The following is a 14,856-nucleotide window of genomic DNA, read 5'->3' as shown; positions in this document are numbered from 1 at the left end:
ACTAATGGTTAACGTAATTAATAGATAATTGATTCGTCACTTCGCCATGAAAAACGCTAATGCAGACATCGGTGAGTAGCAACATATCATCAAAGTCACTTGATGATTTTATCTGCTGATCTACATCTGCTAAGCGAGATAAGGCAATATAAATATTCGAGAGTTTGGTGTTGTTTATTGCCTGTTGATACACCGGTTTACGTTTGTCCCAGATCCTAAGAGATTTACATAAACCATTAAAATCTTCACCTTGGTTTAACGCTTCATGCATTTGCGCTAGTTGGCTAATTTCTTTGTGCAATATCCAAATTAATTGGCTGGCATGTACACCATCATGAGACAAGCTCTCTAGCATTAGCATGAGCTTTTTAAAGTTTGCGCTCAGTAAGGTATCAACTAATTGGAACGGATTAAACTTAGCTTGTTTTATGGATAGTGCTTCAACTTGTTCAAGTTCTAGCTGTTGATTTGGGTAAAGCATGGCAAATTTTTCAAGCTCTTGAGACATCGCCAATAAGTTACCTTCAAGTATCGTCACTAGGTAGTGGGTTGCATCTTGTGATAAACGTAAGCCGGATTGTCTAGCCTGTTGATTAAGCCACTGATGTAAATGGTGGCCTTCGATATCATAAATCGCAACATAAATGCCTTGTTTATCTAGGCTGGTAAACCATTTCTTTTTCGTTACCCGTGTATCGAGTTTATTGCCATGAATGATCAATATATTGTCTGGGATCAGCTGACTAGCAAGCTCCGTTAAAAACTTGCCACCTTGTTCAGAAATTTTGCCGTTAACCAATTCAATTTCAATGACTTTTCGACTAGCAAATAGGCTCATGGCAAAGTATTCGTTATGCACTTCCTGCCAATCAAATTTATCATCGGCGCTATATTGAATGACTTCTTCAAAACCTTGGTTTTTTGCTTGTTGCTTAATTTGATTGAGGCTATCAATTTTTTGCCATGGCTCATCACCAAATACCAAACAAACAAGCGGTAACTCTTTATGCAAGGATTGACTCAGTTTGTTGTGGTAAATACGCATGGCTATTGACCTGTTACATCAACAGAAGCTAGCTCACGTAAAATTCGCTCAGCAGCACGTTCACGCATTTCACTGAGCAACAAATTTAGTTCACGAGATTTTGCTAAGGCAAAGTTTGGATCGTCTTGGTATTCACGATACAGGTCAAAGTTAAATTGTTGCGGGCTTTGCTCAGGTAAAGTGATTTGGTAGTTTACGGTATAAATCAGTTCGTATTCTGCCACTTGCCCATTTGGTAACACAGAAAGTGTTCGACGGTTAAGTTGGTCGCGGAGAATTTTAAGCTCAGGCGTATTACTTTTTGGCGACTCTACAACGTTAACGTCATTAATAGTTAAGTGCTGCTTAACTAATCGGGTCAATTCACCAAAGTTATCATCCGAGCTTACGTAAAGTGTTTGTAGTTCTTGAGGAAGCAGGTATTGACCTCGCAATTGAAATCCACAACTTGCTATAAGGCTGACAAAAATCAGAGAGAATAGCACGCGAAGGTACGTGTTTGACGGCATTTTAAATCGATAGGGCATGTTGTTTGTTATTATCCTGTATCAATAGCTATTCATTTTCTTTAGCGCAAAAGGGGCGTAAACACGCCCCTGTATCTTAGCGTAATTGTCAACTAGTTTGCTACAATATTAAGTAGCTTGCCAGGAACAAAGATAACCTTGCGAATTGTTTTATCATCAGTAAATTTACTAACGTTTTCTTCAGCCATGGCTAATGCTTGCACTTCATCTTGCTGAGCATTTGCGCTAACGGTTAATTTCGCGCGCAACTTACCGTTTACTTGAACGATAATAAGTTTTTCATCTTCAACAAGTGCAGATTCGTCAATACTTGGCCAAAGGGTATCTTCAATATCATTTCCGTCACCAATAGAGCGCCATACTTCATGTGCAAAGTGAGGAACAATTGGTGTTAGCATTAAGATCACGCCACGCACAGCTTCTTGCATGACTGCACGATCTTCAGCGCTGTCCATTGATTGCTTAGCAAGGTGGTTCATTAGCTCCATAACCGCTGCAATCGCAGTATTGAAGGTGTTTCGACGACCAATATCATCGGTTACTTTGGTGATAGTTTTATGTAGTTCACGGCGTGTTGCTTTTTGGGCAGCATTTAATGATAAACCATCAAGTGCTGGCGCTTCACCAGACTCGCTAAAATCGTGAGCTAATTTCCAAACACGTTTTAAGAAACGATGAGCACCTTCTACACCTGAGTCAGACCATTCTAAGGTTTGCTCTGGTGGTGACGTGAACATAATAAATAAACGAACGGTATCAGCACCATATTGGTCAATAACTGATTGTGGATCGATACCATTGTTTTTCGATTTTGACATTTTACTCATGCCAGCAGAAATAACAGGTTCACCATCAAGCTTTGACGTAGCTATTGTTACTTTGCCTTTTTCATCGCGTTCAACTTCTACGTCAGTTGGAGAAATCCATTCTTGAGCGCCGTTGTCAGCTTCACGATAGTAAGTATCTGCTAACACCATGCCTTGACATAGTAGGCTCTTAAACGGTTCATCAGACTCAACCAAACCTACGTCACGTAATAATTTATGGAAAAAGCGAGCGTACAATAAGTGAAGAATCGCGTGTTCAATACCACCAATGTATTGATCAACCGGTAACCAATAATTTGCTTTTTCTGGATCTAACATTTGACCATCTTCCGATGGCGAACAGTAACGAGCGTAGTACCATGACGATTCCATAAAGGTGTCAAAAGTATCTGTTTCTTTAAATGCTGCTTCACCGTTGTAGGTTGTTTTTGCCCATTCAGGATCATCTTTAATTGGTGAAGTTACACCATTCATAACGACTTCTTCAGGCAGCTCAACCGGTAATTGATCTTCTGGTACAGGCACTGATTCACCATTTGCCAAATTGATCATTGGAATTGGTGTACCCCAGTAACGCTGACGAGAAACACCCCAGTCACGTAGTCGGTAATTTACTTTAATTTGGCCTTTACCTGCTTGTGATAATTTCCAAGCAATTTGTTTAAAGGCTTTTTTGAAATTCAGTCCATCGAACTCACCTGAGTTGATTAACTTACCTTTTTCAGTAATCGCAGCTTTGCTAATGTCATCATCAGCTCCACCAGCAATAACTTGTTTAATTGATAAACCGTATTTTGTTGCAAATTCAAAATCACGTTGGTCATGACCTGGCACTGACATAACAGCACCTGAGCCGTAATCCATTAGGACAAAGTTTGCTGCCCATACTGGTACCAGTTCACCTGTTAATGGGTGTACTGCTTTAAGACCTGTATCAACACCTTTTTTCTCGATAGTAGCCATGTCTGCTTCAGTTGCATTTTCTGTTTTACAGTCAGCAATGAATTGAGCAAGCTCGGCGTTATTTTCTGATGCTTGAATTGAAAGTGGATGCGTTGCAGCTAATGCAACATAGGTTACACCCATAATGGTATCTGGACGCGTAGTGTAGATATCAAAGGTTTCGTCGCTATCTGCAACTGCGAACGTCATTTCTACACCTTCAGAGCGACCAATCCAGTTTTTCTGCATGGTTTTAACTTGCTCTGGCCAACCTTCTAATTGATCTAGATCGTTCAGTAATTCTTCAGCATAATCTGTGATTTTAATAAACCACTGTGGAATTTCTTTTTTCTCGACAATTGCGCCTGAACGCCAACCACGACCGTCAATCACTTGTTCATTGGCAAGTACGGTTTGGTCTACCGGATCCCAGTTAACGGTTGCGTTTTTCTTATAGACCAAGCCTTTTTCATATAACTTAGTAAAGAACCACTGTTCCCAACGGTAATATTCTTTCGTACAGGTTGCTAATTCACGATCCCAGTCGTAACCAAAACCTAATGACTTTAGCTGGTTACGCATGTAATCAATGTTTTGGTATGTCCATTTAGCCGGCGCAGAGTTGTTTTTAATCGCTGCATTTTCAGCAGGTAAACCAAACGCATCCCAACCCATAGGTTGCATTACGTTTTTACCTTGCATGCGTTGGTAACGTGAAATTACATCGCCGAGCGAGTAGTTACGAACGTGTCCCATATGAAGACGACCACTTGGGTATGGGAACATTGATAAGCAGTAAAATTTTTCTTGGCCTGGCTTTTCTTGCGCTTTGAAGGTTTTATTTTTTGTCCAATGTTTTTGAACTTGGGCTTCAATCGCTTGCGGGTTATAAATGGATTCCATTAAGAATTTCTCAAAATTAATCATTAAATGTCGTATCGGTAGGTCGTTTTTGCTTAAAAAACGTGCAATTAATACCGAATAAAATTATCACGATAGAATACCTTATCTGGTCAAGTAACAACAAGTTTATTCATTGATTGTTTTTAGGGGCTGTTGATCTTTGAGTTTGTAACTCTGTTGCCTTTAAAAAGATGAGATTCGCGGCGCTTAAAGTTATGTTTGGTGTTCCAGATACACTTTAAGCAACAAAGAATATCGCTTTTTCAAGTCAACCCAAAGAGCTTTGGCTAATTTTAAACCTAACATCGTTGAAAATCGTTAAGGTAGAACAACTACATTACGCTCTTTTCGCCTTGTTATCTTGAAAATTAACCTAAAGCAGAAGCTAAAATGAAAGAGCAACAGCCCCTAATTAATCGTTGTTACTGGCCAACGTTTCTTGAACTATACTTGAGGCGGAAATGTTCATTTTAAATGGAGTGAAAATGTCTACTTACAAAGAAAGGTTTGATGCTGTTAATCAACAACTCGCAGATTGGCTTAAAGATGTAAGAGAGCATGAACTGACGGACCTCATTAATGTAGTCGAGAAAGCAAAAGAATTTGTTCGAATGTCAGAAGAGTACCCTGAAGAAAAAATTGAACAATTTATTGCTAACTTAAAGTTTGATCTAAAAGACTTTTATCATCAACAACAAGTTGACTTCAAAAACTCGCCATCGGTTGATATTCTCAACGAAAGTTTGTGGCAAACCCTAGAGCAAGTAACGGATAAATCACAAGTTGAATGGGCTGAACTTCAAGACGACTTTGATCATGATGGCGTTTACCATGCGGGAGATTTTATTGGCTTTGGGGTGCTAGTGTGTCGACATTGCGGACATGCATGCCATCATAGTCATTTTAGTGAAGTTATTGGCTGCATAGAGTGTGGTCATGAGTCGTTCACGCGACAACCCTTGATGCCATAGCTATTTTTTTACAGGTTATTCATGATGACGTCAGTTGATATGTAATGGAAAACTTCCGCAAAAACGCCCAACTTATCGATAAACCGGTTTGATCACATAGTCTGTTAAGTCTTCCAAAGTTATTATTCGGGTGTGACGACGCCAGTTTATTTGTAAATCATAAAGAAAAGAATACTAAAAGCACCGTTTTCTCTATTTTACGTGTGTCTTATTTTGTTTTACGGGTTTTTTTGCCTTTGTAAGTGATTCAGCATTACAATAACCGCAGAAGAACAATCCTAAACTTGTCTAATGTTAGGCAGGTACATTTTAAAGAGTGTTATATGCCCCAAACTGCCCAGAAAAATAGCTTGTCGATTGACCAGCTTTCGGCATCAATTCCAGCAACTATTTTTGACAGTATTAATAAAACCAGTGTTGACGACCAAACCTTTATTGGGCACGACCGTGCAAAAGAAGCATTAGAGTTTGGTCTTTCAATGCCTGCTGTGGGGTTCAATGTCTTCGCAATGGGTGAACATGGTACGGGTAGGCAAACGCTTATCACTCAAATGCTAAGCCATACTGCTAAAACGCAAGAAACACCAAGCGAATGGTGTTACATCAATCACTTTGATGATGCTCTAACGCCTCAAGCACTTTATTTGAATCCTGGTGAAGGCAAGCAACTTGTAAGTCGCTTAAATACCTTTATTGATGATCTTATCGGTTTATTTCCCGAAATTTTTGACAACCCTAATTACCAACGTCAAAAGTCAGCGATAGAACGTGCGTTTAATAAGCAATATGATGAAGCGATTGATTTGGTTGAACAGCACGCTATTGAGCGTGGTGTTGCGTTGTATGAAGAGAAAGGTGAAGTTGGTTTTGCTCCTCTAATTGATGGCCAACCGATTAGTGATAAAGATTTTTCTCAATTAGATGAGTCTCAACGTGCTGAGTTTTACCAAAAGCTTGCAGAATTAGAACATTTTCTTGCTGAGCAGTTATTAGAATTGCCGTTATGGAAACGTAATTCATCAGAGCAGCAAAGAACGTTGCGCACCGATACTGCCAAACAAACCATAAAGCCTTTGCTTAAAGAAATGGAACATGAGTTTGCTAGTAACCTTGGCATACTGAAGTATCTGAAGACGATTAAAAATAATATCGTGGACGAGGTCTTAGAAATCTTGGCAAACGAATCAACGGAAAGCCGTGATGACAAAGATGCACGTAAGGTAATGGTCGAGCGTTTTGTGCCAAACTTGTTAGTTGATCGAGGTAATGATGAGGGGGCGCCAGTCGTTTACGAGCAAAACCCAACGTTTCAAAATTTATTTGGTCAGGTTGATTTCGGCACTTTTCAAGGTTCAACGTACACAAGTTATCGTTTAATTCGAGCAGGTGCGCTGCATAAAGCTAATGGTGGGTATTTGTTGCTTGATGCTGAAAAACTCCTCAATCAACCTATGGTTTGGACTCGCTTAAAGCTTGCACTTAAAACAGGACAAATAACAATAGAGAACCCGTATAGCGAGTTTTCACCGCCAAGTGTTTATAGTTTGCAACCTGAAAAAATTCCGCTGAAGGTTAAAGTGGTGTTGCTAGGCGACGCTGACATCTACTACATGTTGCAAGAATACGATCAAGAATTTACCGAGTTGTTTAGAGTACTAGCCGACTTTGATCGTTACGTTGCTCACGATAACGACAACCTTAAAGCTTACGGCAATATCATCTGTCAACGTGCCATTAAGTTAGGGTATCCAGAAGTCAGTAATGAAGCACTTGTTGAAATGGTGCGATTCGCACTAAGAAAGGCAGAGCATCAGTCAAAGATTTCCGCCAATATTGTCTTAGTTAATGATTTACTCGATGAAGCGGTATACCTTGCCAAAAAAGCTAACGAAACGGATCTTATAACAGCTGAGCATATTCAACTTGCACTTAAGGCAAAACAACGTCGAACTGGTCGAATTAGCGAAACTTGGTTGAGCGATATTAAAGAGCGTCAAGTGCTTATTTCTACCCAAGGTAAACAAGTGGGCAAAGTAAACGGTTTAACCGTTCTTGAAATTGGTGAAAGTGTTTTTGGCACACCAGCGCGTATGACGGCAACGGTTTATGCCGGCTCTAATGGGGTAACCGATATAGAACGTGAAGTTGATTTAGGAAAATCTATTCACTCCAAAGGTGTGATGTTATTGACTGGGTATTTAGGCCATAAATACGGTAAAGACTTTCCTGTGGCGATTTCAGCTAATATTGCGATCGAACAATCTTATGGGCATATTGATGGCGACAGTGCGTCAATGGCAGAGCTTTGCGCATTGATATCGGCGATTACTCAATTACCCATCGATCAAAGTGTCGCTATTACAGGCTCTATTAATCAACATGGTGAAGTACAATCGATTGGCGGTGTGAATGAAAAGATTGAAGGCTTTTTCCAACTTTGCAATGACCGAGGCCTAACAGGCACACAAGGTGTTATTATTCCACGTACTAACGTAATGAACTTAATGCTCAATGATGACGTGATGACAGCTGTAGAAAATGATAAGTTTCATATCTATGCCGTTGAAGATATTGACCAAGCGCTTGCGATTTTAATGTCGACTCAAGCAGGGGAGAAAAATTCAACGGGCAGGTACCCACGAAAATCAATCCATGGTTTAGCGTTAGATAAGCTAAAACAGTTTGCCGATATTCTTGATGGTTCTGACGAAGAATAGAACTTTGATATAATCAATCAAATGTAAAGCCGGTGTTAATACACTGGCTTTTTTGGTGTTTTTATCGCTTATTTGGCGGTTTTACTTGCAATATCTTAAAAAATCAGTATGATTCGCGCCTCACTAATTAACGGCTATTTGATAACCAAATTGTGCCAAAAAGTTAATTAGGTTATTCGTTGGGGTTATATCCGCCAATTAGACTGTTCCACTAGTCAGCGACTTGATTAGTTTGTTCCCGCGTGGTCTTCAAGGTGGTTTCCTCGTAATTTTACGCAGGATTTGTTCCTGCCTTGAGAAGACAATTTATGACTGAATCAAACAATGCTCCTGTGAGCTTTGACGCACTAGGCTTGCCTGAAGTTTTATCAACTGCTTTAAAAGCAATGGGTTTTGAAAATCCTACGCCAATCCAAGCAATGACTATCCCACCTTTATTAGAAGGTAGAGATGTACTTGGTGAAGCACAGACTGGTACTGGTAAAACGGCAGCATTTGGCTTGCCAGCACTAGCAAGTATCGATACTTCAATCCGTAAGCCACAAATGCTTGTTATCGCACCTACACGTGAATTGGCTATCCAAGTAGCTGAAGCAATCGAACAATTTGCGAAAAACATGAAAGGTTTGCGTGTTGCCACTGTTTACGGTGGTCAATCTTACGGTCCTCAATTTGCACAAATTGAACGTGGTGCACAAGTGATTGTCGGTACGCCTGGTCGTATGATGGATCACTTACGTCGTAAGAGTTTAAAGCTTGAAAACGTTAAGTTTTGTGCATTAGACGAAGCTGATGAAATGTTAAACATGGGTTTCTTAGAAGACATTGAGTGGATCTTAGATCACTTAAATGATGAAACGCAGATGGCACTTTTCTCTGCAACAATGCCACCACAAATTCGCAAAATCGCGAATCGCTTCTTAAAAGATCCTGAACATTTACGTGTAGCGCCAGTTAAGCAAGTAAAAGCAAACATTACTCAGCTTGCTTGGAAAGTGAGTGGTCTAAATAAGAAAACTGCTTTAGAGCGTGTTTCTGAAGTGATTGAGTACAAAGCGATGATCGTTTTCGTACGTACACGTAACGATACTGTTGAAGTCGCTGAGCACCTTGAGTCTAAAGGATTTGCTGCAGCTGCAATTAATGGTGAAATGAATCAAGCTCAACGTGAGCGTACCGTTGATCAATTGCGTAACGGCACACTAAAAATCTTAGTTGCGACAGATGTTGTTGCTCGTGGTTTAGATATTCCAAGTATTGATTTAGTGGTTAACTACGACTTACCTGATGATAATGAAGTTTATGTTCACCGTATTGGTCGAACAGGCCGTGCGGGACGCGAAGGTACTTCGATTTCATTTATTCGTCCACGCGAAATGTACCGTGTTCGTCATTATGAACGTTTAACGTCAGGTAGAGTTGAAGATTATGAATTACCAACTATTCAAGAAATTGGTAAATCACGTATTGAGCGAACTAAACAAGAATTATTAGATATCTTAGCTAACAATGATATTGCTGAGATGATGAAAGTTGTTGAAACAATGGCTGAAGAAAGTGAAATGTCGACTGAACATTTAGCTGCAGCCCTTTTATTTAATAAACAACTTAAGCAACCATTGTTTCCAAAAGAAGATCCGAAACCACGTCGTGAAGCACGTGACCGTGATGATCGTGGTAACCGTCGTGATGCTCGCCGAGGCGACAGAGACAACCGCGGTGAACGTGGTGATCGTGGTGATCGTGGTGAACGTCAGCGCAAACCAAAAACTACACGTAGCGATGTTGATTGGCAAACATACCGTTTAGAGGTAGGTAAAGAGCACGGTGCTAAACCGGGTGATATCGTTGGTGCTATCGCGAACGAAATTTCGTTAGACAGCAGCTATATTGGCCAGATTAATTTGTTTGACCGTCACAGCTTTGTTCAATTACCTAAGAACATGCCGACTAACGTCTACAAGAAGTTAAAAGGTGTGCGTGTGCGTCGCCAAGCAATTGACATCTCTTTATCAGAAGCACCAATTGCGACACAAAAGCGCAAGCCACGTGGTGACAAGCAACGTCGTTATAACTAATTGCGTTATTAATGGGGTAAAAAGGTGCTTATAGCACCTTTTTTTATGCCTGAAATTTGACCGAAATAATGATGGTGGCGCCAACGGTTTGGTAAAAGGTTAGCAAAGTTTAGAGGGGCGTAAATTAATCGTTACAGCGTTGGCGCAGGCCATATCATGCCTCGCGCAGACTTGATTAAAATTTCATACATTGAAACGTAAATTTAGTTATACAAAATAGGTAAATGCTGTCTTGTTGCTAGCCCTTTTTCTCATCCTCTTTCCTGTTAATAATGGATACATAATTATTATTAGGATAAAAACATGACGACAGTGAACAACCCTTTAAAACTTTGTGGTATCGAGTTTACCGAATATGCATCACCAGATAGCGACTACATGGAAAAAGTCTTTTATGGTTTTGGTTTTTCTAAAACGAAAAAGTTAAAAGGTCGTGACGTAGATTACTTTAGTCAAAATGACATTCACTTCCTACTAAACAAAGAACAGAAAGGTTTTTCTCAAGCCTTTGCTAAATCGCATGGCCCTGCAATTTGTTCAATGGGTTGGCGTGTAGAAGACGCACAGTTCGCGTTTGAGCAAGCAATTGAACGCGGTGCTAAGTCAGCAATGGACGCAGATAATAAATTACCATACCCAGCGATTTACGGTATTGGTGATAGCTTAATTTATTTCATTGATGTTTTTGGTGACAAAGGTTCTATCTATCAAAATGACTTTGAAGATATTGCTGATCCTGTTTTGAACAAAGATAAAGGTTTCTTACGTGTTGATCATTTAACGAACAACGTATATCAAGGCACGATGGAGAAGTGGGCTAATTTTTACAAAGATGTATTTGGCTTTACTGAAGTACGTTATTTTGACATCAAAGGTGAAAAGTCTGCACTAGTTTCATATGCCTTACAATCACCATGTGGATTGTTCTCTATTCCTATCAATGAAGGTAAAGGCACGAGTAATAACCAAATTGATGAGTACTTAGATGAATACAATGGTCCGGGCGTTCAGCATTTAGCGTTCATTACAGATGACTTAGTTGGTTCACTTGATCAATTGGATAAAGATATTATTGATACGCTTAATATTGTGCCTGAGTACTATGACGATGTATTTGATCGTATCCCTTGGGTTAAAGAAGACAAGCAACGCATTCAAGATCACCAAATTCTTGTCGATAGCCAAAATGAAAATAGCTACTTATTGCAAATTTTCACTAAGAATATTTTTGGTCCAATTTTCATTGAGATGATTCAACGTGTTGATGACCAAGGTTTTGGTGAAGGTAATTTCACAGCCTTGTTTAAGTCAATTGAATTAAACCAAATGGAGCGAGGCGTACTTTAATCAGTATTTGCTAGCTATATATACAAAAGAGGCCGTGTAACATGTTACACGGCCTCTTTTTTTGATTTTTTTTATTAACTTATCTACCTGAGCAGGATACTTCTAGGTCTTTTAAAATACCGTCGGCAAGATTATAAACTAAGCCATGAACAGTCACTTTTTGCCCGCTTTGCCATGCGTTTCTTAAAATAGTTGTGTTGGAGACATTCGCTACTTGTTCAATCACGTTGTATTCGCATAACGCATTGACTTTCTCTGCTTGATCTTTAATTTCTGCAAGTTTATCTGCATGGAAACGTTGAACGTCTTTAATATGGCGTAACCAATTATCAATTAAGCCAAAGTCTTTGTCTTCCAAAGATGCAGCCACGCCGCCGCACCCATAGTGGCCGCAGACAATAACATGCTCTACTTTAAGTACTTCTACTGCGTATTGTAATACCGATAAGCAGTTTAAGTCGGTATGGATAACTTGGTTTGCAATGTTTCGGTGAACAAAAATCTCACCAGGTGCCATACCTAGCAATTGGTTAGCAGGTACACGTGAGTCAGAACAACCAATCCAAAGGTACTTCGGTGTTTGCTGCTTAGCTAAGTTACTGAAAAAGTCAGGGTTGTCTTGTTTAATGGTATCCGCCCATTCGCGGTTATTCTCAAATAAGTGCTCTATAGATGACATGTTAACGTTTCGTTGCTAAAAATTTATGTCATTTTATGTCAAATCTGGGGCAAGTAAAGGAAAACCTGATTGGTCGGAGCATTTACCAATGGAGTTTGATAAAATGTCGCGAGATTTATTTTGAGGGTATTTTTATGGCAACTGCATGCGCAATGCACATTCTTGTTAAGACGGAAAAACAAGCCGTAGATTTGAAAAAGCAATTAGATAAAGGTGCTGATTTTGGCACATTAGCGAAGAAATTCTCTACCTGCCCATCTAAAAAGAAGGGTGGCGATCTTGGTGAATTTAAAAAAGGCCAAATGGTAAAAGCTTTTGATGACGTTGTTTTTAAGAAAGAGTTATTAAAAGTTCATGGCCCTGTAAAAACAAAGTTTGGTTTTCATTTAATTAAAACTATCTATCGAAACTAGATGACAAAAGGTTAGTCATCACACTTCTCTTGAGCTTCTAGTTCTTTTTTACGTGCATCGACTTTCTTTTTTTGTTCGTCAGACAGATGAAACTTTGTTGCTGACTGTTTTAGCAAAATAATCCCGCTTACGACGGTTCCTAATATTACTATAATTAACAATATCTCTTGCCAATTCATGTTGTTCGTCCTTATTGTTGGATGAGCTTTAGCCGTATGTTACACAAGGGTTAAAATTTAAAAAATTCGCTAGCCTAATGCTAATTATTGATAGCCAAATTATTGGTTTGCGTGTAACTTACTATTCATAATTATAAATAGCTACCTAATTTTAATGTGAATAATGGTAGTAAATAGATAACTTTGAACAGGTGAATTATGTTAGAACGCTTGAATATTAAGCTTCTGTTACCGCAAGCAATTGTTGGTTTCTTGTTTGTCATTATTTTTCTGGTATTTACAGATATTTCCGCACTTGCTAGTGCACTTATTATTGCAATGTTAGTTACACAGTTAATCGCAAGTTACGTATTTTCAAACATGTGGCTAGCAACACGCCTAGAACGGTTAAAGAGTTACTTAAATTTAGTAATAAGCGTTGATGAAGCACCTAAAAAGCCCCTTTCTGACGGTATTGATGATGAACTTGGAAGAATCATTAATCAACTAAGCGCATTTGTTGGTAACCTATCTGATGTTATCAAAGAAATTCGAAGAGAATCAGAAATACTTAGCTCCGGCTCAACCGAGCTTGCACAGCAAATGAATGCATCGACAAGTTCCGTCAATACAACCAGCAGCCTAATCGAGCAAATGGCGTCATCAATTGAAGAAGTAGCAAGTACGTCGGGAGTGTTATCTGAAAGTGCTTCTCAAGTAAGTGAAACTACTAGCCAAGTGATGGATATTTTGGTTCAAGGTACACAGTCTTCAAATACTAGCCAACATACCATAGAGTCATTCGCTCAAGAAGTTAACGGTATGGCAAATGATATTGCATTGCTACAGGAGGAGAGTGCACGCATTGGTTCAGTGCTTGACGTAATTCGCGGTATCGCTGAGCAAACCAACCTACTAGCATTGAATGCTGCGATTGAAGCGGCACGTGCTGGTGAACAAGGTCGAGGTTTTGCTGTTGTAGCTGATGAGGTTCGTGCCTTGGCACATCGTACTCAAGAATCTACCGTAGAAATTCAATCAATGGTTGAAGGGTTACAAGAAAAATCAAGTAATGCGGTAAGTGCTATTTCTCGTGGTCAATCGTTAACGCAAGAGAGTTTAACTCACTCTCAAGAAGTGGTAACAGCGTTAGCGCAAATTGGAGATGTTTTTGCTGAAGTTGATAACTTAACTTCTCAAATAGCCAGTGGCACAGAAGAGCAGCAACGTTCGACATCTTCTATTAATGACAATATGTCGTCGATCGTAGAGTTATCACGCGATATTAATAATGGTTTTTCATCGATAAATCAGCATGCTGATATGCAAAAATCGACAGCTAAAGAAGTAGATCAAACCCTAAACAGAATTTGCGTTTAGGTTCTTAACGTTTTCGTAAAAAAAAGGTCGCTAATGCGACCTTTTTTATTGTTCAAACTTTAATGTTGTTACTTGGATTCTCGACGCTGTTTAGCCAGCGTTTGTAATGCTTTAGCTTGAATATGCAAGCTTGCTCTTACCAGAATATCTTGGTCGATATCTCTTATTTGTTGAAATATAACGGTGTATTCGTCGCGACCGTCTTGCTCTTGCTTATCGATAACCTCGCCATGACAGTAGATTGCGACATTTTCAATATCGAGAAATATCTTTAATTCGATGAGCTGATTGGTCTCGAATGTTCGTTCACTGGTAAACTTGATACCTGAACCACCGAAGAGTGTGCCTTTGGCTCTATGCTGTTCGTCATCATGTTGCTGAAGAATATAGCCAACGAGCAAGTCGATTTTACGCGATTGATGTTGCAAATAGTCAGTAAGCTGATTGGAAACACCGCGTAAAGATTGAATAGAACGAAGCGCACTTTGGTCAATAGTTGCATTGTCTGAAGATAATAGAAAAGGTACAGGAATGAGCTGTTCAAATATCTCTTCACTCACTGGCTTTGGCAAAGTAGTCACATTAACGCTAAATTCGTGGACGATTGAAAAAAACTCTTCAAATTGTTTTAGCTTTTCTGCCTGACTTAATTGGCTCATATTGTTCCTACAGTTTTTTTATCATTATAATTAGATTTTAAAGTAAACGGCCAGTGTTTACTATCGACGTTTAAAAAACAGAATAATGGCAGAATTCATCTGCCATTATAGTAAAGATTCCACAGTGTTTAGCTTATAAATGTATGATAAGCTTGCTTTCCCATAAAGATAATTAATTGTTTGTCACCTGTTTAGTCGAGTCGTTAAAAT

The 14,856-nt window shown here is 39.3% G+C and carries 12 protein-coding genes; 6 read left to right on the top strand and 6 right to left on the bottom strand.

Translation table 11 applies throughout. From position 1 onward, the window contains the following. Nucleotide 1: 1 nt before the first annotated feature. The 3 genes from holA to leuS all read right to left on the bottom strand — a co-directional run bounded on the left by holA (nt 2) and on the right by leuS (nt 4,244). Complete coding sequence (holA, locus tag QQK02_RS03510) at nt 2-1,045, bottom strand: DNA polymerase III subunit delta (protein ID WP_284206559.1); 1,044 nt, start codon at nt 1,043-1,045, stop codon at nt 2-4. Between the two features lie 2 nt (nt 1,046-1,047). Next, the gene (locus tag QQK02_RS03505; protein ID WP_284206558.1) at nt 1,048-1,554 is read right to left on the bottom strand and encodes an LPS-assembly lipoprotein LptE; all 507 of its coding nucleotides are present in this window, start codon (nt 1,552-1,554) and stop codon (nt 1,048-1,050) included. 110 nt (nt 1,555-1,664) lie between these two features. Beyond that, entirely contained in the window at nt 1,665-4,244 is a 2,580-nt protein-coding gene (gene leuS / locus QQK02_RS03500) for a leucine--tRNA ligase (RefSeq protein ID WP_284206656.1), read from the bottom strand. Between the two features lie 485 nt (nt 4,245-4,729). Between leuS and QQK02_RS03495 the strand changes: the two genes are divergently transcribed. From QQK02_RS03495 to hppD, 4 genes are all read left to right on the top strand, one after another. Beyond that, entirely contained in the window at nt 4,730-5,215 is a 486-nt protein-coding gene (locus tag QQK02_RS03495; RefSeq protein WP_284206557.1) for a zinc ribbon-containing protein, read from the top strand. A 323-nt stretch (nt 5,216-5,538) separates the two neighbouring features. Beyond that, complete coding sequence (locus QQK02_RS03490; protein WP_284206556.1) at nt 5,539-7,932, top strand: Lon protease family protein; 2,394 nt, start codon at nt 5,539-5,541, stop codon at nt 7,930-7,932. 308 nt (nt 7,933-8,240) lie between these two features. After that, nucleotides 8,241-10,010 carry a DEAD/DEAH box helicase gene (locus QQK02_RS03485; RefSeq protein ID WP_284206555.1) on the top strand — a complete coding sequence of 590 codons (1,770 nt, stop codon included), beginning with the start codon at nt 8,241-8,243 and terminating at the stop codon, nt 10,008-10,010. 303 nt (nt 10,011-10,313) lie between these two features. Beyond that, nucleotides 10,314-11,357 (top strand): 4-hydroxyphenylpyruvate dioxygenase, encoded by a 1,044-nt coding sequence (gene hppD / locus QQK02_RS03480; protein ID WP_284206554.1) that lies wholly within the window; start codon nt 10,314-10,316, stop codon nt 11,355-11,357. A gap of 79 nt (nt 11,358-11,436) precedes the next feature. On the opposite strand, the gene can is transcribed toward hppD, so the two are convergent. Further along, nucleotides 11,437-12,036 carry a carbonate dehydratase gene (gene can / locus QQK02_RS03475; RefSeq protein WP_284206553.1) on the bottom strand — a complete coding sequence of 200 codons (600 nt, stop codon included), beginning with the start codon at nt 12,034-12,036 and terminating at the stop codon, nt 11,437-11,439. Between the two features lie 134 nt (nt 12,037-12,170). Here can and ppiC point away from each other — a divergent pair, with 134 nt between their 5' ends. Beyond that, the gene (ppiC, locus tag QQK02_RS03470) at nt 12,171-12,449 is read left to right on the top strand and encodes a peptidylprolyl isomerase PpiC (RefSeq protein WP_284206552.1); all 279 of its coding nucleotides are present in this window, start codon (nt 12,171-12,173) and stop codon (nt 12,447-12,449) included. Between the two features lie 11 nt (nt 12,450-12,460). Here the strand turns inward: ppiC and QQK02_RS03465 are convergent, their stop codons facing one another. Further along, nucleotides 12,461-12,628: a DUF2897 family protein gene (locus QQK02_RS03465; RefSeq protein WP_284206551.1), complete on the bottom strand. Its 168-nt coding sequence runs from the start codon at nt 12,626-12,628 to the stop codon at nt 12,461-12,463. Between the two features lie 198 nt (nt 12,629-12,826). On the opposite strand from QQK02_RS03465, the gene QQK02_RS03460 reads away from it, so the two are divergent. Continuing rightward, entirely contained in the window at nt 12,827-13,987 is a 1,161-nt protein-coding gene (locus tag QQK02_RS03460) for a methyl-accepting chemotaxis protein (RefSeq protein ID WP_284206550.1), read from the top strand. Nucleotides 13,988-14,055: 68 nt separating this feature from the next. Here QQK02_RS03460 and QQK02_RS03455 read toward each other — a convergent pair whose 3' ends face one another. Then, complete coding sequence (locus QQK02_RS03455) at nt 14,056-14,646, bottom strand: PilZ domain-containing protein (protein ID WP_284206549.1); 591 nt, start codon at nt 14,644-14,646, stop codon at nt 14,056-14,058. Nucleotides 14,647-14,856: the final 210 nt, after the last annotated feature.

Origin of the sequence: Thalassotalea eurytherma, assembly GCF_030161415.1 — a bacterium.
GTDB lineage: Bacteria > Pseudomonadota > Gammaproteobacteria > Enterobacterales > Alteromonadaceae > Thalassotalea_G > Thalassotalea_G eurytherma.
This window is presented reverse-complemented; position numbering and strand designations above follow the sequence as displayed.

Bases quoted from the DNA above. Each gene is read 5' to 3' on its own strand.
- QQK02_RS03455 (WP_284206549.1), bottom strand. From the start codon at position 14,646: ATGAGCCAATTAAGTCAGGCAGAAAAGCTAAAACAATTTGAAGAGTTT.
- QQK02_RS03495 (WP_284206557.1), top strand. From the start codon at position 4,730: ATGTCTACTTACAAAGAAAGGTTTGATGCTGTTAATCAACAACTCGCA.
- QQK02_RS03490 (WP_284206556.1), top strand. From the start codon at position 5,539: ATGCCCCAAACTGCCCAGAAAAATAGCTTGTCGATTGACCAGCTTTCG.
- QQK02_RS03485 (WP_284206555.1), top strand. From the start codon at position 8,241: ATGACTGAATCAAACAATGCTCCTGTGAGCTTTGACGCACTAGGCTTG.
- leuS (WP_284206656.1), bottom strand. From the start codon at position 4,244: ATGGAATCCATTTATAACCCGCAAGCGATTGAAGCCCAAGTTCAAAAA.
- ppiC (WP_284206552.1), top strand. From the start codon at position 12,171: ATGGCAACTGCATGCGCAATGCACATTCTTGTTAAGACGGAAAAACAA.
- holA (WP_284206559.1), bottom strand. From the start codon at position 1,045: ATGCGTATTTACCACAACAAACTGAGTCAATCCTTGCATAAAGAGTTA.
- hppD (WP_284206554.1), top strand. From the start codon at position 10,314: ATGACGACAGTGAACAACCCTTTAAAACTTTGTGGTATCGAGTTTACC.
- QQK02_RS03505 (WP_284206558.1), bottom strand. From the start codon at position 1,554: ATGCCGTCAAACACGTACCTTCGCGTGCTATTCTCTCTGATTTTTGTC.
- QQK02_RS03465 (WP_284206551.1), bottom strand. From the start codon at position 12,628: ATGAATTGGCAAGAGATATTGTTAATTATAGTAATATTAGGAACCGTC.
- QQK02_RS03460 (WP_284206550.1), top strand. From the start codon at position 12,827: ATGTTAGAACGCTTGAATATTAAGCTTCTGTTACCGCAAGCAATTGTT.
- can (WP_284206553.1), bottom strand. From the start codon at position 12,036: ATGTCATCTATAGAGCACTTATTTGAGAATAACCGCGAATGGGCGGAT.